This is a genomic window from Micromonospora sp. NPDC049274 (genome assembly GCF_040678875.1).
Taxonomy (GTDB): domain Bacteria; phylum Actinomycetota; class Actinomycetes; order Mycobacteriales; family Micromonosporaceae; genus Micromonospora.
Map to the genome: position 1 here is coordinate 107,318 of NZ_JBFAQS010000009.1, position 19,381 is coordinate 126,698.

General features: G+C 72.6%; 16 protein-coding genes. 11 read left to right on the forward strand and 5 right to left on the reverse strand.

What is annotated here, in order from left to right:
* Positions 1 to 56: 56 nt before the first annotated feature.
* The 3 genes from AB0K10_RS18640 to AB0K10_RS18650 are packed head-to-tail and all read left to right on the forward strand — an operon-like array spanning position 57 to position 3,714.
* The gene (locus tag AB0K10_RS18640; RefSeq protein ID WP_363684959.1) at positions 57 to 1,193 is read left to right on the forward strand and encodes a glycosyltransferase; all 1,137 of its coding nucleotides are present in this window, start codon (positions 57 to 59) and stop codon (positions 1,191 to 1,193) included.
* Positions 1,190 to 2,242: a glycosyltransferase gene (locus tag AB0K10_RS18645; protein WP_363684961.1), complete on the forward strand. Its 1,053-nt coding sequence runs from the start codon at positions 1,190 to 1,192 to the stop codon at positions 2,240 to 2,242. The genes AB0K10_RS18640 and AB0K10_RS18645 overlap by 4 nt, the downstream gene beginning before the upstream one ends.
* Positions 2,239 to 3,714 (forward strand): glycoside hydrolase family 130 protein, encoded by a 1,476-nt coding sequence (locus AB0K10_RS18650; RefSeq protein WP_363684963.1) that lies wholly within the window; start codon positions 2,239 to 2,241, stop codon positions 3,712 to 3,714. Before AB0K10_RS18645 ends, AB0K10_RS18650 begins: the two co-directional genes overlap by 4 nt.
* 61 nt (positions 3,715 to 3,775) lie before the next feature.
* Here AB0K10_RS18650 and AB0K10_RS18655 read toward each other — a convergent pair whose 3' ends face one another.
* Positions 3,776 to 4,570: an RNA polymerase sigma factor SigF gene (locus tag AB0K10_RS18655; protein WP_363685291.1), complete on the reverse strand. Its 795-nt coding sequence runs from the start codon at positions 4,568 to 4,570 to the stop codon at positions 3,776 to 3,778.
* A gap of 242 nt (positions 4,571 to 4,812) precedes the next feature.
* The gene (locus tag AB0K10_RS18660; protein WP_363684965.1) at positions 4,813 to 5,844 is read right to left on the reverse strand and encodes an ice-binding family protein; all 1,032 of its coding nucleotides are present in this window, start codon (positions 5,842 to 5,844) and stop codon (positions 4,813 to 4,815) included.
* 272 nt (positions 5,845 to 6,116) lie between these two features.
* On the opposite strand from AB0K10_RS18660, the gene AB0K10_RS18665 reads away from it, so the two are divergent.
* Together AB0K10_RS18665 and AB0K10_RS18670 are read left to right on the forward strand one after the other, a co-directional pair.
* On the forward strand, positions 6,117 to 7,331 hold the full coding sequence (locus AB0K10_RS18665; RefSeq protein ID WP_363684967.1) for a PP2C family protein-serine/threonine phosphatase: 1,215 nt from the start codon (positions 6,117 to 6,119) through the stop codon (positions 7,329 to 7,331).
* 68 nt (positions 7,332 to 7,399) lie between these two features.
* Positions 7,400 to 8,467, forward strand: a complete 1,068-nt coding sequence (locus AB0K10_RS18670; protein WP_363684969.1) for a DUF2855 family protein — start codon at positions 7,400 to 7,402, stop codon at positions 8,465 to 8,467.
* A gap of 7 nt (positions 8,468 to 8,474) precedes the next feature.
* Here AB0K10_RS18670 and AB0K10_RS18675 read toward each other — a convergent pair whose 3' ends face one another.
* Positions 8,475 to 9,275, reverse strand: coding sequence for an SDR family oxidoreductase (locus tag AB0K10_RS18675; RefSeq protein WP_363684971.1), 801 nt, complete (start codon positions 9,273 to 9,275; stop codon positions 8,475 to 8,477).
* 317 nt (positions 9,276 to 9,592) lie between these two features.
* Between AB0K10_RS18675 and AB0K10_RS18680 the strand changes: the two genes are divergently transcribed.
* From AB0K10_RS18680 to AB0K10_RS18690, 3 genes are all read left to right on the forward strand, one after another.
* Positions 9,593 to 9,775 carry a hypothetical protein gene (locus AB0K10_RS18680; RefSeq protein ID WP_363685293.1) on the forward strand — a complete coding sequence of 61 codons (183 nt, stop codon included), beginning with the start codon at positions 9,593 to 9,595 and terminating at the stop codon, positions 9,773 to 9,775.
* A gap of 82 nt (positions 9,776 to 9,857) precedes the next feature.
* Positions 9,858 to 11,690: a sigma-70 family RNA polymerase sigma factor gene (locus tag AB0K10_RS18685; RefSeq protein ID WP_363684973.1), complete on the forward strand. Its 1,833-nt coding sequence runs from the start codon at positions 9,858 to 9,860 to the stop codon at positions 11,688 to 11,690.
* Complete coding sequence (locus AB0K10_RS18690) at positions 11,687 to 12,322, forward strand: DUF305 domain-containing protein (protein ID WP_363684975.1); 636 nt, start codon at positions 11,687 to 11,689, stop codon at positions 12,320 to 12,322. The genes AB0K10_RS18685 and AB0K10_RS18690 overlap by 4 nt, the downstream gene beginning before the upstream one ends.
* A 16-nt stretch (positions 12,323 to 12,338) precedes the next feature.
* Here AB0K10_RS18690 and AB0K10_RS18695 read toward each other — a convergent pair whose 3' ends face one another.
* Positions 12,339 to 12,899 (reverse strand): GNAT family N-acetyltransferase, encoded by a 561-nt coding sequence (locus AB0K10_RS18695; RefSeq protein WP_363684977.1) that lies wholly within the window; start codon positions 12,897 to 12,899, stop codon positions 12,339 to 12,341.
* Positions 12,900 to 13,025: 126 nt separating this feature from the next.
* Here AB0K10_RS18695 and AB0K10_RS18700 point away from each other — a divergent pair, with 126 nt between their 5' ends.
* Genes AB0K10_RS18700 through AB0K10_RS18710 form a run of 3 tightly spaced genes read left to right on the forward strand, consistent with a single transcriptional unit; the run spans position 13,026 to position 16,494 of the window.
* A complete protein-coding gene (locus AB0K10_RS18700) occupies positions 13,026 to 13,736 on the forward strand; it encodes a siderophore-interacting protein (RefSeq protein WP_363684979.1) in 711 nt (236 codons plus the stop codon).
* Positions 13,733 to 15,016, forward strand: a complete 1,284-nt coding sequence (locus AB0K10_RS18705) for an MFS transporter (RefSeq protein ID WP_363684981.1) — start codon at positions 13,733 to 13,735, stop codon at positions 15,014 to 15,016. The genes AB0K10_RS18700 and AB0K10_RS18705 overlap by 4 nt, the downstream gene beginning before the upstream one ends.
* Complete coding sequence (locus AB0K10_RS18710) at positions 15,013 to 16,494, forward strand: MFS transporter (RefSeq protein ID WP_363684983.1); 1,482 nt, start codon at positions 15,013 to 15,015, stop codon at positions 16,492 to 16,494. The genes AB0K10_RS18705 and AB0K10_RS18710 overlap by 4 nt, the downstream gene beginning before the upstream one ends.
* On the opposite strand, the gene AB0K10_RS18715 is transcribed toward AB0K10_RS18710, so the two are convergent.
* Positions 16,491 to 19,358 (reverse strand): FAD-binding and (Fe-S)-binding domain-containing protein, encoded by a 2,868-nt coding sequence (locus tag AB0K10_RS18715; protein ID WP_363684985.1) that lies wholly within the window; start codon positions 19,356 to 19,358, stop codon positions 16,491 to 16,493. The genes AB0K10_RS18710 and AB0K10_RS18715 overlap by 4 nt on opposite strands.
* Between the last annotated feature and the right edge of the window lie 23 nt (positions 19,359 to 19,381).

Genomic DNA, 19,381 nt, shown 5'->3' on the forward strand with positions numbered 1-19,381 from the left:
CGTGAGGTGTGCCCCCGTACCGCGGTGGCGGCCGACAACCGGAAGGCCCGACGTTCATGCCCAGCTACGGATTCCTCAGCACCCACCCGCCGACGCGGTGTGGACTGGCCACCTTCAACTCCGCCCTCGCCGCCCAGCTCACCGCCGGCGGCACGCGCGGTGGGATCGTCCGGGTCACCGACCACGGCGACGACCAGCGGCCCGCCCCCGGGGTGGTGCACACCTGGTCGGCGCGGACCCCGGCCGGCTGGCGGGACGCCGCCTCCGCTCTGAACACCTTCGACGTGGCCATCGTCCAGCACGAGTACGGCATCTACCCGGGCGCCGACGGCGCGGACGTCCTGCCGTTGCTGCGCCGGCTCACCGTCCCGAGCATCGTGGTCCTGCACACCGTTCTGCGCGAGCCCTCCGCTCGGCAGAAGTCCCTGCTCGAGCAGATCGTCGCCACCGCCGGGGCGGTCGTCACGATGACCGACACCGCCCGGGACCGACTGCTCATCGGCTACGACGTGCCGGTGGAGAAGGTGACTGTCATCCCGCACGGCGCCGCCGAACTCACAGGTGTGCCCGTCGACAGGCGTACCCGCCCGCACCTGCTCACCTGGGGACTGATCGGCCCCGGGAAGGGTATCGAGTGGTCACTGCGCGCCCTCGCCCGGTTGCAGGACCTGGAACCGACCCCCACGTACACCGTCGCTGGACGGACCCACCCGAAGGTGATCGAGCACCACGGCGAGACGTACCGGTCGGGGCTGCACCAGCTCGGCGCCCAGCTGGGGATCGCGCACGCCGTGGACTACCAGGACGTCTACCACGACCAGGACGACCTCGCCCGCCTGATCCGCTCCGCCGACGTGGTCGTGCTGCCGTACGACTCGCGCGAACAGGTCACCTCCGGCGTGCTCATCGAGGCGGTGACCGCCGGAGTGCCAGTCGTGGCCACGGCGTTCCCACACGCCGTCGAGCTGCTCACCGGCGGGCCCGGTCTGGTCGTACCCCATCAGAACCCGGCGGCGCTGGCCCTGGCGATCCGGCGGGTCCTGACCGAGCCGGGCCTCGCGACCCGGCTGGCCGGCCGGGTCCGGCCACTGGCCGCGGATCTGCGCTGGCCGGCGGTGGCGGCCCGCTACGGAATGCTCGCCGAACGGCTCACCGACGTACGTCCGCCCGTGGTCAGCGCGGCGTCGGCGTGACCGCGACCGCCGGCCGTGCGCGGGCGACCCCCCGCAGGCGGTGGGTGACCGCGCCCGCGCCGAGCTTCGCGCACCTGGCCCGGCTGAGCGACGACACCGGCCTGTTCGAGCACGCCCGTCACGCCATCGTCCGCCGGGAGCACGGCTACTGCACCGACGACGTGGCTCGTGGCCTGGTCGTTCTCTGCCGCGAGCCCGAGCCGACGGGGGAACTCCTGCGGCTCGCGGAGCGATACCTCGCTTTCCTGACGCACGCGCAGGACGCCGGCGGCGCCTTCCACAACCGGCTCGGGCACGACCGGCGCTGGGCCGACGAGCCCGGTCTCGGCGACTGGTGGGGCCGAGCGCTGTGGGGGCTGGGCACGGCCGTCGCCCGCAGTCCCGCCGCCTGGATACGGGAGGAGGCGCTTGTCGCCTTCAGTCGCGGGGCGACGCGGCGATCCCCCGCGCCGCACGCGATGGCCTTCGCCGGGCTCGGCGCGGCCGAGGTGCTGCGTCGCCATCCGGGCCACGTGACCGCGGCGGCGTTGCTGGCGGACGCGGCCAGCGCCGTCGGCGCACCGGACTCCGACGCGCGGTGGCCCTGGCCCCAGCAGCTGTTGACCTACGCCAACGCGGCCCTCGCCGAGGTCGTCATCGTCGCCAGTCAGCTGCGCCACGGCGGCCCACCCCTGGACGAGGGCCTGCGGATGCTGACCTGGTTGCGGGACGTTCAACTCCGCGACGGGCGGCTGTCCGTCGTACCCGCCGCCGGGTGGCGACGCGGCGCCGTACGGCTCCACCACGACCAGCAGCCGATCGAGGTCGCGGCCCTCGCCGACGCCTGCGCCACGGCCGCCACTGTCACCGGTGACCCGGCCTGGGAGGACGGGATCCGGCAGGCGATCGGTTGGTTCCTCGGTGACAACGACCTCGGTACGCCGATGTGGGATCCGGTTACCGGCGGCGGTTACGACGGGTTGACCGCGCACGGCCCCAACCTCAACCAGGGCGCCGAATCCACTCTCGCGCTCATCTCCACGCTTCAGCACGCCCGGCGGTGGTCGTGACCGACGCCCTGGCCATCCGCCAGGACGTCACCCTCACCCCCGACCCGCGCCGGGTCGTCGTCAAGCTCTTCGTCCCGGGCGAGGACGCGGCGGTGGTACGCACTCGCGCGCGGGCGTTGATCGAGCGTGTCGCGGGCCTCGACGACGAGGAGACCGACCGGCTGCTGCGGGACACGCTCGACCGCTTCGGCGCCCGGCACCGCGACCTCGCCGCGACGTTTCAGCACCACTACGACCTCGTGCGGCACCGCGCCGCCCGCGCCCCGGACCTGTCACCCGCGAGTCGGCTCCTGGTCGGGGCCTACTTCAGCCACGAGTACGCGGTCGAGGCGGCCGCCCTGTGCAACCCGTCCATGGTCGCCCACCCGGACCAGAGCCGGTTGGGCGCCGGGCAGTTGCGCGTAGCGGTCAGCGTCCGCCAGATCGGCGAGGGTCACCTGTCGTCCATCGGGTTCGCCAGCGCGGTTCTCGGGCCGCGGCACCAGCTCACCGTCACCGACCGGTCCGGCCCCCTGGTCGTCGGACAGCGGACGGGAGTGCGGCACCGCCGGGATCTGCTCGTGGCCGGTCTGGCCGAGAAGGACTGCGACAACGAGATCACCGCCACGGTGCTGGACGCGCTGCCCGACAGGTACGACGAGGCCACCTTCGAGCGGGTGCTCGGCGCTCTGCCGCCGGATCTGCTCTCCCGCAGCACCGGGCTGGACACGCTGGAACACCTGCGCCGTACCAATGCCGGCAGCTACGCCACCGCCTTCCCCGCCGGCACGCTTCTGCACGAACGCGTGCTCTGGCCGGCCACCCCGGCGGAGAGCAACGGCATGGAGGACGCCCGGTTCGTCCGCTGCACCGACGGGTCCGATCCGGTCTACCGGGCCACCTACACGGCCTACGACGGCCGGAACATCGCTACCCGGGCACTGGTCAGCCCCGATCTGCGCCACTTCGAGATGACACCGATGCGGGGGCCGGGAGCCCGCAACAAGGGGATCGCACTGTTTCCCCGTACCGTCGGCGGGCGGCATTTGGCGCTCTGCCGCGCCGACGGCGAGACCATCGGCCTGACCGTGCTGGACGCGGACAACCGTTGGCAGCCACCGATTCCGCTGCACGCACCTCTGGACAGCTGGGAGCTGATCCAGGTCGGCAACTGCGGATCTCCCATCGAGACCGAGGCCGGCTGGCTCGTGCTCACCCACGGTGTCGGGCCGATGCGTCGGTACGCGATCGGTGCGCTCCTGCTCGACCTGCACCAACCGGCTCGGGTGCTCGCGCGCCTGCCCGGCGTGCTTCTGCCGCCCGAACGGTCCGACCGGGACGGCTACGTGCCGAACGTCGTCTACTCCTGCGGCGGGCTCATCCACGGCGGTGACCTGTGGCTGCCGTACGGCGCCAGCGACGCCCGGGTCGGCTTCGCCACCGTGCCGGTGGCCGCACTGCTCGCCGCGATGGTGGACGCCCGGCGAGATTGAGCGCCGGCGGACCGACGGCCGATGCGGCGGTCGGTCCGACAGGCCGCGGCGGTCGGATGGATCAGGCGAAGTCCGCGGCGAGGTGCCCGCGCAGTGTGGCCAGCGCCCGGGTGATCAGCCGGGAGACGTGCATCTGGGAGACACCGATCTGTTCGGCGATCTGGGCCTGGGTCAGGTTGCCGTGGAACCGCAGGCTGAGGATCCGTCGTTCGCGTTCCGGCAGCGTGGCGAGCGCCGGGCCGAGGGCGACGCGGAGGTCGACGCGGTCGAACTCGTGGTCGTCCTCCCCGAGGGTGTCGCCCAGCTCCATGCCCCCGTCGATGCCCACCGGGGTGGACAGTGAGGTCGCCCGGTACGCGCGGGCACCCTCCAGCCCCTCCAGCACGGTCTCCTCGGAGACGTCGAGGTAGGTCGCGATGTCGGCCACCGTGGGCGAGCGGCCCAGGGTGTGCGTCAGCGTGCTGTTGGCCGCGGTGATCGAGAGCCGGAGTTCCTGGAGACGACGCGGCACCCGCACCGCCCAGGTGCGGTCCCGGAAGTACCGCTTGATCTCGCCGACGATGGTCGGGATGGCGTACCCGCTGAAGTCGACACCCCGCGTGGCGTCGAAGTGGTCGACGGCCTTGATGAGGCCGACCATTGCGGTCTGCGTCAGATCCTCGTCCGGGGCGCCGCGCCCGGAGTAGCGGCGGGCCAGATGGCGGGCGAGCGGCAACCACGCCTCGATGGCGCGCTCCCGTAGCGCCGGTCGGCGCGGGTCGTCGGCGGGGGTGCTGGCCAGCTCGACGATCAGCTCGTCGGTGCCGGCGGTGTTCCGTCGACTGAGGGCGGTGGGGGACTCGACAGTGGTGACCATGGGCTGGTCCTCTCCGCGCATGCCCGTCGACCAGGGCGACCGGAGGAATCCGATGCGCTGTCGGCAGGACCACAACCACGGGCCTCGCCGCCGCGTCATGTCGTTCAGGTGATGGGGGGCACGTTACCCGAAAGTTTGAATTATTACTAGCCGAAAGGATGAGCTTGGGCTGCTTGGTGCGCTGTGCGGTGAGGTCTCGGGGGCACCCCGGCGGCCGGACACCCGGCCGCCGGGGCACCTCGTCAGGAGTCGAGCTGTCGGCGTCGGCGCGCAAGCAGCAGCAGGGCTGCGCCGCTGGCGACGAAGATGCTGCCGACCGCGCTCAGGGCGGGCAGCAGGCCGCCGCCACCCCTACCGCCGGTGACGGGCAGCTCGGTGCGGGTGGGGGTCCCCGTCGGCTGGCCGGTCGGGGTGCCCGTGGGCTGTCCGGTCGGTGTCCCGGTGGGCTGGCCCGTCGGTGTCCCGGTCGGGGTGCCCGTCGGGGTGCTGGTGGGCGTGCCGGTCGGCTGGCCGGTCGGGGTCGACGTGGGGGTTCCCGTCGGCTGGAGACAGGCGGGCGCGTTGATGGTGTTGGTGTCGAGGGTGACCTCACCGGTCTGTGCCAGGGCGCGGCCCTGGAGGGTGGCGCCGGTGTTCATGGCGATCGAGGTCTGGGCCAGGATGTTGCCCATGAAGCGGCTGCCGGTGCCGATCGTGGCCGAGCTGCTCACCTGCCAGTAGACGTTGCAGGGCGAGGCGCCGTTGATGAACACCACGCTGCTGCCGGAGGCGGTGACGAGGGTGGAGTCGATCTGGAAGATGAACACGGCCGCCGGATCGGTCTGGCTGTCGAGCGTCAACGTCCCGGTCAGCTGTGCGGCGCCGAGCCGGTAGACCCCCGGAGTCAGCGTGGTGCCGCCCAGTTCGGCGGGCAGGTTGGTGAACGGCGTCCGGCCGGCGGCGTCGATGTACGCGGCGGTCAGGTCGTTCTTGGCCTGCAGCGCCACGGCGTCGGCCAGGTGGATCTCCCCGGCGACGACGCCTGGTGGGAAGCCGGTAGCGGCGCTGCCCGGGCTGACGCCCAGGCTCTGCGCCAGGAAGCTCCCCCCCGTGTTGGTGACCCTCTCGCCGGCCAGCACGGAGAAGTTCGCGGCGGTTCCGAGGTTGACCGGCGCCTCGGCTGCGCTCGCGCCGGTGCCACTGAAGACGAGTACGGCGACGACCGCGCCGCCGGCGGCGACGGCCGTCAACGCGGACATGACCGCGCGAGGTCGGCGCAATAATGTGCTTGTCACGATGTGCCCTTTCACGAATGCGTCTCACCGGACACCGATCGGGTCGGCAGTGGGGCGGCCGACCCGGACCGCAGATGGACGTAATCGGACTTTTGCATAACTAATTGGTAAAAGTTGCATAACGGTCAACATCCCTTCAAACAACCCATGTTCACCGCTCGGCGGCGCAGGAACGTGAGCGACGGCAGGGAGTCCCTCGTCTCGCCAGGCCCCCACGTGTTGGCCAGTTGGCCGCCGGGCTTCTACGGTGGTCAGGACACGGGAGGTGGAGCGTGGTCGACGCCGGCGACGCGGCGCGTTGGCTGCAGCTCAACGCACCCCGGGGCGGGCCGGACGAGTTGTCGCTCCTGGTCACCCGGGCCGCGCCGGCAGTCGGTGCCACCGAGATCGTTATCTATCTGGCCGACTACACGCAGTCCTGCCTCGTACCCCTGCTGGGCGCCGGTCTCGCCCGGGACGAGCTGACGATCGAGACGACCCTGGCCGGCCGGGCGTTCACGACCCTCGACGTGCAGCGTGCCGCCGACAACCCGGACCGGCTCTGGGTGCCCCTGCTGCTCGGCTGCGAGCGGCTGGGCGTGCTGGAGGTCGTGTCGCCGGCCGCCGGTGACCAGGCGTTGGACGGGCCGGCCTGGGAATTGGCGGTCAACATCGCCCAGGTTCTGGTGAACCGCAGGCTCTACGGCGATGTCGTCGAGCGGATGCGGCGGCGCCTGCCGATGCAGGTCGCCGCCGAGATCGTGTGGGGGCTGCTGCCGCCGCTGACCTTCGCGACCGACGACCTGGTGATCACCGCGATCCTCGAACCGTGCTACGACGTCGGCGGCGACATCTTCGACTACGCGCTGAACGGCGACGTGCTCAGCCTCGGGCTCTTCGACACCTGCGGGCACGGCATCAAGGCGAGCACCCTGGCCTCGCTGGTGGTCAGCGCGTACCGCAACGCCCGCCGGTCCGGCCTCGACCTCGTCGACACCGCGATCAGCATCGACAGGTGGGTGCGCTCCGAGCACCCGAGCTACTTCGCGACCGCGCTGCTCGCCGAGCTGGACCGGCGCACCGGTCGGCTTCGGATCATCAACGCGGGCCACCCCGGCGCCATGCTGCTGCGCGACGGCAAGGCCATCCGGGAGCTGCCGGGGCCGACCGCGTTGCCGCTCGGCCTGGGTCACCTGTCCGAGGCACGACCCCAGGTGTACGAGGAGGAGCTGCACCCGGGCGACCGCATCCTCGCCTACACCGACGGCATCACCGACGCGAAGAGCGACGACGGGGAGCGGTTCGGGCTGGACCGGCTCGTCGACTTCGTCAACCGTGCCCTCAACGACGGACTGCCCAGCCCGGAGACGATGCGCCGCCTGGTGCGCGCCGTCCTCGAATACCAGGACGAGCAGCTCGACGACGACGCCACGGCCCTGTTCCTCGAGTGGCAGCCCCCGCACCAGCCGTTGGCGCACCTGCGGCACGTCACGGCGTCCCAGGCCTGACCGTCGAGTGGGATTTTGCACTCCCAGTGCACTTGTCTTGAGAATCCGAGGCTGTCTAGCGTCAGGCCATGGCTGACTCGTGGACCTTCGCCGTGGACCGTGCCGACCTGCGCCACACCACGCTCGCCGACGTCGAGTCGCCGGCGCTGCCCGACGGCGCGGCGCTGCTGCGCGTCGACCGCGTCGGCCTCACCGCAAACAACGTGACGTACGCGGTGCTCGGCGACGCGATGCGCTATTGGGAGTTCTTTCCGCCCGGCCCGCGCGGGCTCGGGCCGCAGTGGGGGCTTCCGCCGCTCTGGGGCTTCGCCGACGTGGTCGCCTCGACGGCTGCCGGGGTCGAGGTCGGCCAACGGGTCTACGGTTACCTGCCTCCCGCCGGCCATTTGGTGGTCCGGCCGGACCGGGTGGACGCCTCCGGGTTCCGCGACGCGAGCCCGCACCGGGCTGAGCTGCCCTCGCCGTACAACGCCTACCGGTCGACCACGTCAGACCCCGTGTACGAGGCCGGGCAGGAGGATCTGCTCATCCTGTTCCGGCCGCTGTTCTTCACCTCGTTCATGCTGGCCGATCAGGTGATCGACAACGACTTCTACGGCGCGCGGTCGATAGTGCTGTCGTCGGCGTCGAGCAAGACGGCGTACGCCGCCGCGTCCGAACTGCACGGTCGCGGCCCGCGCCTGGTGGGGCTCACCTCGCCCGGAAACGTCGCGTTCACGCGGTCCCTCGGCTGCTACGACGACGTCGTCGCGTACGACGACATCGAATCCCTCGACGCGCTCCCGACCGTCTATCTCGACCTGTCCGGCGCGCCCGCGACCCGGGCCGCGCTGCGCGGTCACCTCGGCGACCGGCTCGTCCGGGACATCGCGGTCGGGCTCACCAATCAGACGCCCAACGCGGACGCCGCCGGGGAGGTCTTCTTCGCGCCGGTGCAGATGCGCAAGCGCAGCCGGGACTGGGGCCGCGACGGGCTCGACAGGCGGTTCACCGACGCCTGGCAGCGGTTCGTCCCGGCGGCGAGCGGGTGGGTCGACGTGCGGGTCGGCAACGGTCCCGAGGCCCTGCGACACGCATGGCTCGACGTCCTCGCCGGTCGTACGCCGCCGCGGGTGGGCCACGTCGTCCAATTCTGAGCCGGCGTTACGGGACGATCGCGTCCACGTAGCCACCGTCGACCCGGACCGCCGCGCCCGTCGTCGCGGAGGCGAGCGGCGAGGCGAGGTACGTGACCATGTTGGCGATCTCCTCGGGCTCGATGAGCCGCTGGAGCAGCGACTGCGGCCGGTGCTGTCGCATGAACTCCCGCTGCGCCTCCTCCCACGGCAGGCTGTCGCCGACGAGTTCGGCCACGAAGTCCTCCACGCCCCCGGTGTGGGTCGGCCCGGCGAGCACCGAGTTGACTGTCACGCCGGTGCCGGCGGCGGCCTTCGCGAACCCGCGCGAGACACCGAGCAGGGCGGTCTTCGAGACGCCATAGTGGATCATCTCGGCGGGGATGACGACAGCCGAGTCACTGGCGATGTACTGCACCCGACCCCAACCGCGGTCCATCATCCCGGGCAGATAGGCGCGGGTCAGCCGGACGCCGGCCAGCACGTTCACCTCGAAGTAGCGACGCCACTCGTCGTCGGTGATCTCCAGGGCCGGAGTGGGGCCGAAGACGCCGAGATTGTTGACCAGGATGTCGACGCTGGGCAGGAGGTCGAGCACGCGAGCCGTACCGTCGTCGGTCGACACGTCGGCGTCCACCTCGACGACCTCGACGCCGGGGACCTCGCCGCGCAGCGCCGTGGCCGCGCGTTCGACCGAGGCGGCGGTACGGCCGTTCACTGCCACCCGGGCCCCCGCGCGGGCGAGCCCGACCGTGATGGCGGCGCCGATGCCCTGGGTCGAGCCGGTCACCAGCGCGGTCCTGCCGGCAAGGTCGATCTGAAGCGTCATGTCTGTCCTGTCCGTTCGCACCAACCGACCCCGGGTCGGGGGACGGCTTCCGCAATCTCGACCGTAGCCGTGCCTGACCGACCCGGCACTGCGAGTCGGACACCTCACGTCCCCACCTCGGTCGGGACGGAAGCCGCAGGCGCTCGGCTGGTGACGTTGGTCCCGTACCCGCCGGTTGCCCCCGGCGGCTAGGCTGTGGGTGCGGGCACCGATGGCCCATCGCCGGGCCCGCCCCTCCGCCTCTCCACGGCTTCTAAGCTGCCGACGACTGAGTCGAGCGCTGCCGTGCACATCTCCTGGAGCACCTCGTGCCCGATATGACGTCCGCCCGGAACCCCTTCACCATCGAGGGGGGCAGGGTCGTCGACGACGAGCGCAGTCCGACCGCGGACGTCAGTGCCGCGTCCATGACCCGCCTGCGTACCCCCTTCGCGGCGGAAGCCGAGGCCGGCGCCCCGGCCGACCGGCCCGACCGCTCGGAGGAGAAAACCGTAATCTGACCCCGCTGCCGCTCGTCTCCGATAACGAGGCGGGCAGCGCGCACGCGCGCTGCCCGGACCGAGCGCAGGAGGAGTGGGATCCATGTCGTCAGCCGGTCGGGCAGCACCCGATCCCGGGCTGGTCGTCGCGGCTCGACAGGGCGACCGGCGCGCTCTCGACGACGTCGTGGCGGCCTCGCTTCCGCTGGTCTACAACATCGTCGGGCGCGCGCTTCGCGGCCACGCCGACGTCGACGACGTGGTCCAGGAGACTCTGGTACGGGTGATCCGGCACCTGCCCGCGCTCAACGACCCGGCGGCGTACCGGTCCTGGCTCGTGGCGATCACCATCCGTCAGGTGCGCGACTGGGACCATCGTCGCCGCGTCGCGCTCGACCGGGACGCCGGGCTGGACGCGATCCACAACGTGCCCGACCCCGCCTCCGACTTCGCCGGGATGACGATCCTCCGGCTCGGCCTCACCGACCAACGACGTGAGGTAGCCGAGGCGACCCGCTGGCTCGACCCGGACGACCAGGAACTGCTCTCGCTGTGGTGGCTGGAGGAGACCGGCGAGCTGACACGCACCGAGGTCGCCGAGGCCGCGAGTTTGTCGCCGGGGCACGTCGCGGTCCGGATCCACCGGATGAAGGAGCAGATCCAGAGCGCTCGGGGCGTCGTCCGCGCCCTGCGTGCCCGTCCCGGCTGCCCGGACCTGGGCGGTGTGACGGCCGAGTGGGACGGCACACCCAGCCCGCTGTGGCGCAAGCGGCTGGCCCGGCACGTCCGTGACTGCGCGTTCTGCGGGCGCCTGGGCGCCGCGTTCCTGCCGATCGACCGACTGCTCGCAGGCATGCCACTGCTGCCGCTGCCGCCCGGCCTCAGCGCCCACGTATCGAGCGCGACAGTGCCCCCGGCGGCCGCGCCGGCAGTCGTACCGCATCCTCCGGGCGTCGCCGAGCTCGCCGTGCACGCGCCGCGCGGTCTGGTTCCGTACCTGGCCGCCGGAGTGGTCGCCGCGGTCCTCGCGATCACCACGTTGGTGGTGGCGCTGCCGGACGATCCGGTCGCCGCGCCCTCGTGGGCCGGTCCGCCGCCCGCGACCCCCACCGCCGTCGCCTCCGCCTCTCCCTCCCCGAGCAGCGCAAAGTCACCGAGCGCGCGCCCCTCGTCGAAGGCTCCTGTCGCTCCGGCGGTCAGCTCCGTACGCAAGGGCGTCGGAGTGTGGAACTTCGCCGGAGCGAGCCAGGCTCTGGCCAGCTCGAAGGCCGGCTGGTACTACACCTGGGGCACCCAGCACCCGGGGATCAGCACTCCGCGCGGCGCGACGTTCGTGCCGATGATCCGCAGCGCGGAGAACGTCACCGCCGCGGAGTTGGCGCGGGCCAGGGCCGCCGGGCCCCACCTGCTCACCTTCAACGAGCCGGACCTGCCCGAGCAGGCGAACATGACAGTCGAGCGGGCACTGGACCTGTGGCCGCAACTGATGGCGACGGGCAGCAGGCTGGGCAGCCCGGCGGTCGCCTGGGGCGGCGCGGACCCCCAGGGTTGGCTGGACCGGTTCATGACCGGCGCGAAGGCCCGGGGTCACCGCGTGGACTTCGTCACCCTGCACTGGTACGGCGCCGACTTCACGACGACGGCGGCGGTGAACCAGCTACGGCAGTACCTGCAGGCCGTCTACCAGCGGTACCACAAGCCCATCTGGCTGACCGAGTTCGCGCTGATCCGCTACGACGGTGGGCGTCAACAGTTTCCCAGCCAGGAGCAGCAGGCGGCCTTCCTCACCGCGGCCACCGGCATGCTCGGCCAGCTGTCCTACGTGCAGCGCTACGCCTGGTTCGGTCTGCCCGCCACCGACAAGGACCGCTCCGGGTTGTTCAGCGACGGCACCAGGGTGACAGTGGTCGGCCGCGCGTTCCAGGCCGCGCGGTGAGCAGGCGGGCCGGGCTGGTCGGGCGCATCGGGCGCATCGTCGGCGTCGTCGGGACCCTGGCCGCGACGGCGCTGGCCGTGGGTCTGACCCGGGACGCGAGCCACGTCGACCCGGCCGCCGCGCCAGCGTCGGTGACGCCCACGCCCGCGTCGGTGCTGCTCAATGGCACCGATGACGCCTTCATCCAACTGCTGCTCCCGATGAACGAGGGCGCGCTCGCGTTGCTCGACGACCTCGACGCCCGTCCGTCGGCCGCCGACCCGGCGCTGCGTGCCGTCCTCGGTGACATCCGGGCGGCGCACCGGGCCGAGTCGGTGGAACTGCGCAGGCTGCTGGCCGCCGGCAACAGACCGGAACAGAACATCCATGCGGGGCATCAGATGCCTGGCATGGTCACCGACGCCGCTCTCGCCGAGCTACGCGCCGCCCCCGAGGCCGAGGTGCGCTCCCGGGCGGTCGGTCTGCTCCGGGCGCACCTCGCGCAGACCGTCGTGCTGTGCCGGGGCGAGCAGACCGCCGGGGGCAGCCCGGAGGTGAAGATCCTCGCCGGCCGGATCCAGGAGGTGCGGGCCGCCGAGCTGAACGCTCTCGCACGTCAGCCCGGAGCGACCGGAACCCCGCCGGCCAACTGATCCGGTACGGGTCTCCTCAGTCGGGCGTCGGGTGGTCCGACTCGAACCGTGCTCGGGTGAGGAACGCCAGTTGCGCGCGCTTGTCCGGCATGTCGATCTCGGCGTCGAAGGTGAAGCCCTCGATCTCCAGTCGGCGCAGCGCGAGATGGTTGCGGACGTCCGGCTCGACGACGATCCGCTGGGCGGCCGGGTCGCCGAACAGGAATCGGGCCAGGGCGGGCCCGACGGCGTTGGTCAGGCCGCGGGCGAGATGGCGGGCGGGGCAGAGCAGCAGGTGCATCCCGACGTCCCCGGGCTGCACGGCGTACCGCTCGCCGACCGGGTCCGCCTCGGGTTGGTAGCTCTGGAACAGGCCGACCGGCTCGCCGTCGACCTTGATCAGGTACGCGTGGTGGGTGGGCAGGCCGTCGACGAAGGTGTAGATCTCGCGGACCTGGTCGATGGTGTGTGACCCCATGCCCCAGAACGAGTTGCGGGGGAGAGTGACCCAGCCGTGCAGGAGCGCGGCGTCCCGGTCGGGCACGACGGGTGTCAACGTCAGCTCGCCGAGTTCGGCGATCTTCTCCTGGTATGTCATGTCGCGAGGTCCTCTGTTGGTCGGGGTGATCGCGCCCGGGATGACGTGAGGGGGACACGCGTTCCGCCCGAGGCGGGAGTTAGGTTACCCTCCCCTAACAAAGGCTCGCCTTACCTGGAGGGGTGCGTGAAACGGAACTGGGAAGCCCTGGTCCTCAAGGCCATGGGAGGCCGGGACTTTCAGTTGACGGTGCGGGCAAGCGAGTCGGTGGACGGGCACTACCAGCGGCTGCTCCTGGACGACGGCGGCCTCCTGGAGGCGTGCGGGGTGCACCCCACGATGTGGGTTCGGCTGTGGTTCGACAACGACGGCCGGGCACACCAGCGGGCGTACACGCTTGTCGACCCCGACCCGGCGAACGGCCGGTTCAGCCTCGAATTCGCCATCCACGACGGCTGTGCGGCCCGCTGGGCCACCACCGCGCAGGTCGGCGACACCATCGTCGCCACCGTCCAGGGCAGCGCGTTCCAACTGCCCGACCCGGCACCCGAGCACCTCTACCTCGTCGGCGACGCGGCGTCCCTGCCGGCGGTGAACAGCCTGCTCGACGCGGGCGCCGACATCCCGGCGACGGTCTGGCTGGAGTACGCCCACGAGGGCGAGAAGGCCCTCACGCCGCGTGCCCGGGCACACCACGCCATCACCTGGGTTCCCCGGGACACGGACGGCCGACACCTCGTCGAACGGGTCCGCTCCGACCTGCCCGCCAACGACGCCGCCCACTACTGGGTGGCCTGCGAGGCCGCCACCACCCGCGGCATCACCCGACACATCCGCCGGACGCTCGGCGTCGACAAGGACCGGCTGACCTCGCTCGGCTACTGGAGAGCCCCGTGAGAGGCCGACTCGGCACCCTGACCGCGCTGTACGTCACCCAGTACCTCGGCATCGGCTTCATCACCGTCGGGTTGACAGCCATCCTGCGCGACGGCGGCACCTCCCTGGACACTCTGGCGCTGTTGCAGGTCGTCGGCCTGATCTGGCCCATCAAGTTCCTCTGGGCACCGATCCTCGACAGGTACGGCTCGAAGCGTCGCGGCCACTACCGGTCCTGGCTCCTCGTCCTGCAGAGCGCACTGGTGCTGGCCCTGCTGGCGCTGCTGCCGTTTCCCCGCCCGGCCGACGCGCTCGGCCCGGTCATCGCCATCTGCGCCGCGTACGTCTTCTTCTCCGCCACGCAGGACATCGCCGTGGACGCCGTCGCCGTGCGGATGCTCGGCGAGACGGACCGGGGGACCGGCAACGGCATCCAGGTGGCGGCGAGCTACCTCGGCAACCTGCTCGGCGGTGGCGCCTGCGTGCTGGTCTACGACCGGTTCGGCTGGGCGTCGGCGGTCGGCCTGCTGGCCGCGTTGACAGCGGTCGGGCTGCTGGTGGTGTGGCGGTTCGCCGAGCCCGTCCGGACCGATCGGGTGGACCGGGTCGGCACCGCGTACCGGGCGCTGCTGTCGGTGTTCGGCCAGCCCGGCTGCCGGTGGTGGACCTTCGGCGTCGTGCCGCTTGTCTACGTCGGCGCGGGCATGGCGTACGCCCTGGTCACGCCCGCCCTGGTGGACGCCGGGTGGTCGCTGGGCCGGATCGGCGTGGTGACCGGCGTGGTGACCAGCGCGCCGGCCATCGTGGCCGGCCTGGTCGCCGGGGTGGGCATCGGGCGGTTCGGGCGCGGCCGGGTGCTCGTGGCCGGCGGCGTGACCCTCGCGGTGTCGACGGTGATGCTGCTGCCGCTGTTGAACGGCCGGGCGCCGCTCGGCGGCACGATCGCCGCGCTCTGCTTCTTCATGGTGGCCTACACGATCGCCAACGTCGTGCTCTACACGGTCAACATGGACTACTCGCGACCCGGCACCGGCGGCACGGACTTCACTGTCCTGTCGTCGTTCGGCCTGGTCTGCTCGTTCGTGGCCGCCTCGGTGGGCCTGGCGGCGGCCGACCGGATCGGCTACCCGCCGGTCGCGGTCGCCGCCATCGTGCTGGTGGCCGCGGGGGTCGTCCTCGGTCTCGCGCACCAGCGGCGGTTCCCCCGCACCCCCGACGCCGCCCCGGAGCCGGACACCGAGCCGGCCACCGAGCCGGCCACCGAGCGTCCGTCGGCCGACGGCGTGCGGGCGGCGGTGTGACACTCGTCCAGCCGGTCGCCGTTCCCACGGCGGGGACCCGACTGCCGCACCGCTGGCTCATCCTGGCCGTCCTCTGCGTCGCCCAGCTCGTCGTGGTGCTGGACAACACGGTGCTGACAGTGGCGGTGCCGGTGCTCACCACCGAGCTGGGCGCCAGCACCGCCGACGTGCAGTGGATGATCAACGCGTACGCCCTGGTGTTGTCCGGACTGCTGCTCACGGCGGGCGCCGCGGCCGACCGGTACGGCCGGCGGCGGATGCTGCTCGCCGGGCTCGTCCTGTTCGGACTCGGCTCGCTGGTGGCCGGTCTCGCGAGCACCAGCGGTCAACTGATCGCCGCCCGGGCGGGGATGGGCGTCGGCGGGGCGCTGCTGGTCACCTCGACGCTCGCGGTGGCGATGCAGGTCTTCGACGGCCCCGAACGGTCCCGGGCGATAGGCATCTGGGCGGCCACCAGCGCGTTGGGCTTCGCGGTCGGGCCGCCGATCGGCGGCACCATCCTGGCCCACCTGCCGTGGGGCGCCATCTTCCTCCTGAACGTCCCCATCGTGCTGGCCTGCCTGCTCGTCGGCCGGGCACTCGTGCCGGAGTCCCGAGGACCGGCCGCCGGCCGGCTCGACGTCTGGGGCGCCACGCTCTCCACCGCCGGGCTCACCGCCGTCGTCTTCTCGATCATCGCCGGGCCGGAGCGGGGCTGGGCGTCGACCGAGGTGGTCGGCGCGGCTGTCGTCGGCGTACTCCTGCTCGGGTCGTTCGTCCGCTGGGAGCGGCGGATCAGCCACCCCATGCTGGACATGCACTTCTTCCGGGACCGCCGGTTCGTCGGCGCGATCTCCGGCGTCGTCCTGATCACCTTCGGGGCCACCGGGGCGTTGTTCCTGCTGACCCAGCACCTGCAGTTCGTCCGCGGCTACCCGGCCTGGGAGGCGGGCCTGCGCATGGCGCCCTTCGCCCTGTCCATCGTGTTGCTCAACGTCAGCGGCGTCGCCGCCGCCGTGATCCGCCGTCTCGGCCTGGCCGCCGCCATCGCCGTCGGCATGGCGTTGCTCGCGGCCGGCCTCGCGGTGGTGACCCTCGTGCCCTCCGACGGGTACGGGGTGCTGCTCGGCGGCCTGCTCGTCATGGGCGTCGGTTGCGCCCTGGCCAACCCGGCGATCGTGGAGGCGGTGATGAGCGCGATCCCGGCCGAGAAGGCCGGTGCCGGCGCGGGTGTGGACGGGACCATGACCGAGGTCGGCAGCAGCCTCGGCATCGCCGTCCTCGGGGCCGTGTTGAACGCCCGGTTCGCGGCGCTGCTGCCCGCCGGGCTGGCCGGCGCGCAGTCGTTTCCCGCGGCCCTCGCCGCCGCCGAGGGGCCGCAGCGGCAGGCCGTGACCAGCGCGTTCGCCTCCGCGCTGGAGACCGGGCAGATGGTGGGCGCCGCGGCGGTGCTGACCGGCGGTCTGCTCGCGGCCGCGCTGTTGCGCCGCGCGGCCTAGGCCGGCGGCTCGATCGCCTCGACGAGCACCTCGAGCACGTGCCGGTACGACTGCCCGGTGGCCCGGCTCATGCCCATCTCGCAGGTGCGGTTGCAGGAGGCGTACGCGTCGTGGTCGCGCTGGTTGACCTCGGCGGCCTGCGCGGCGGTGGCACCGGCGGTGACCTCGGGGTGCAACAGCCCCCGGTCCCCGGCGAACGCGCAGCACCCCCAGCTGTCCGGCACGGTCACGGTGTCGGCGACCGCCCGGGCGACCGTGTGCAGGTCGTCGATGCCGCCGAGGTGCACTGTGGAGCAGGTGGGGTGCAGGGCCAGCGAGCCCAGCCGCCGGGGCTTGGGCAGCGCCGGCAGGAGGTGTTCGGCGGTGAAGGTCACGCTGTCCACGAAGCGCAGCGCGGCGTACCGGGCGCGGTCGGGCTCGGCAAGCGCGGCGGTCAGCTGGGTCAGCCCGTGGGTGCAGGACGACGCGTCGCACACGATGGGCAGGCGGCCCTCATCGCTTGCCGTCCAGAGCGCGGCAAGGGTGCGCTCGGCCATCTCACGGTGGCCGGCCGGGTAGCCCTTGGACTGCCAGGGCGTCCCGCAGCACAGGCCCGCCGTCTCGGCCGGCACGACGACAGGCACGCGCGCCAGCTCGCACAGGCGCAGGAATGCCGCCGCCGAGCCGCCGGACGCGCCGTCCTCGGCCGCGAAGACGCTGCCGATGCACGCCGCGAAGAACACCGCCCGGGCGTCGGGCGCGCTGCGCGGCTCGGGGCGGGGCACACCGGCGCGCGGCATGTCGGCGCTCCACTGCGGTACGAGTTCGGTCGCACCGAGGGAACGGATCACCCCGGTGGCGGCGCGGGTCAGCGGTGTCGGCACGGCGTGGGCGGCGTTCAGCCCGATCCGGACGCCGGCCACGGCGCCCTTCCAGTGCCGGGCGACGCCACGGGCGGTGCGCTGGGCGCGTGGGCTGTGCCGCTCGGCGCGCAACCGCTTCATCGCCGCGCCGGTGTCGATGCCGACCGGGCAGGCGGTGACACAGAGGCTGTCGGCGGCGCAGCTGTCCACCGCCGCGTACTCGTAGTCGGTGGTCAGCTCCCGGCGGCGCTCCTCGTCGCCGGCGGCGGTGGCGAGGGCGATCTGCCGTTGCAGGACGATGCGCTGCCGGGGCGTGGTGGTGACGTCGGCCGTCGGGCAGACCGGCTCGCAGTAGCCACACTCGACGCAGGCGTCCAGCTCGGGGTCGACCGTCGGGACGGCCTTGAGCTGCCGCAGGTGCACAGTCGGGTCGTCGTTGAGCAGCACACCGGGGTTGAGCAGGCCGCTCGGGTCGCACAACCCCTTCAGCTCGCGCATCACGTCGTACAGCTCGTCGCCGTACTGCCGGCGGACGAAGGGGGCCATGGCCCGGCCGGTGCCGTGCTCGGCCTTGAGCGTTCCTCCCTCGGCCAGGACGAGGTCGACCATGTCGTCGGTGAACCGGGCGTAGCGGTCGATCTCGGCCGACGTGTCGAAGGACTGGGTAAGCATGAAGTGCAGGTTGCCGTCGCGGGCGTGCCCGAAGATCACCGCGTCGGGATAGCCGTGCCTCTCGAACAGGCGGATCAGCCCGTCGCAGGTGCCGGTCAGGCGCGGCATCGGCACCGCGACATCCTCCAGCAGGGCCGTGGTGCCGGGCGGGCGGGCGCCGGCGACAGCCGTGTAGAGGCCCTTGCGCAGGTGCCAGAGCTTGGCCCGTTCGCGCGGGTCGCGGGTCAGCTCGGTGCCGGTGACGGCGGGCAGCCGGTCGAGCACCGGCTGGGCGTCGGCGAGCGTCGCGGCCAGCCGCTCCGCGCTGTCCTCGGCGAACTCCACGAGCAGCGCGGCGTGCCCGGCGACAGTCAGCCCGCGCAGGGCCGGGCTCGCGTCGGGGTCGCGCTGGCTGACCCGCAGCGCGGCCGCGTCGAGCAGTTCGGCGGTACGCGCGCCGGCCGCGAGCAGGGCGGGCAGCGCGTCGGTGGCGGCGCTGAGACCGGGCAGGATGAGCAGGCCGGTGGCGGCGTGCTGATGGATCTCGACGGTCCGGAAGACGGCCTCGGCCACGAAGCCGAGGGTGCCCTCGCTGCCGATCATCAGGTGGGCCAGCATCTCCACCGGGCTGTCGTGGTCGAGCAGCGAGTTCAGCCCGTACCCCATGGTGTTCTTCATGGCGAACAGCCGCTCGATGGTGGCCCGCGACCCCGGTGTCGAGCGCACCCGGTCGCGCAGCCGCAGCAGCCCGGCGTGCAGCTCGGGCTCGGTGGCGCGCAGCCGGTCGTCGGCGTCGCGCGCGGCGGAGTCGACGACGGTGCCGGACGGGAGGACGAAGCGCAGCGACTCCATGGTGCGGTACGCGTTGTCGGTGGTGCCGCAGGTCATCCCGCTGGAGTTGTTGGCCACCATGCCGCCGACAGTGCAGGCGGCCTCGCTGGCCGGGTCCGGGCCGAGTCGGCGGCCGTAGCGGGCCAGCCGGGCGTTGGCCTGCCGGATCGTCAGGCCCGGTTGGAGCCGGATGCGGCGGCCCTCGTCGAGGACCTCGGCGTTGCGCCAGTCGGTGCGGACGTCGACAAGCACCCCCGCGCCGCCGGCCTGCCCGGCGAGGCTGGTGCCGCCACCGCGCAGGGTCAGCGGCACGCCGGCCTCCCGGGCACCGACCATCAACGCGCCCACCTCGGCCGCCGAGGCGGCGCGCACCACCGCCTGCGGCTCGAAGAGGTACGGCGAGGCGTCATGCGCCGCCGCCAGCCGCCGAGGCAGCTCGGCGCTGGCCCGATTCGGATCGTCGAGGCGCGGGCGCAGCAGGTCGGCGACCTCGCGGGCGCGGACGCCTGCCGCGTTCGGTGCGGGTACGACGGTGCTCATGGGCGGGTCCTCCCGAAGAGGGG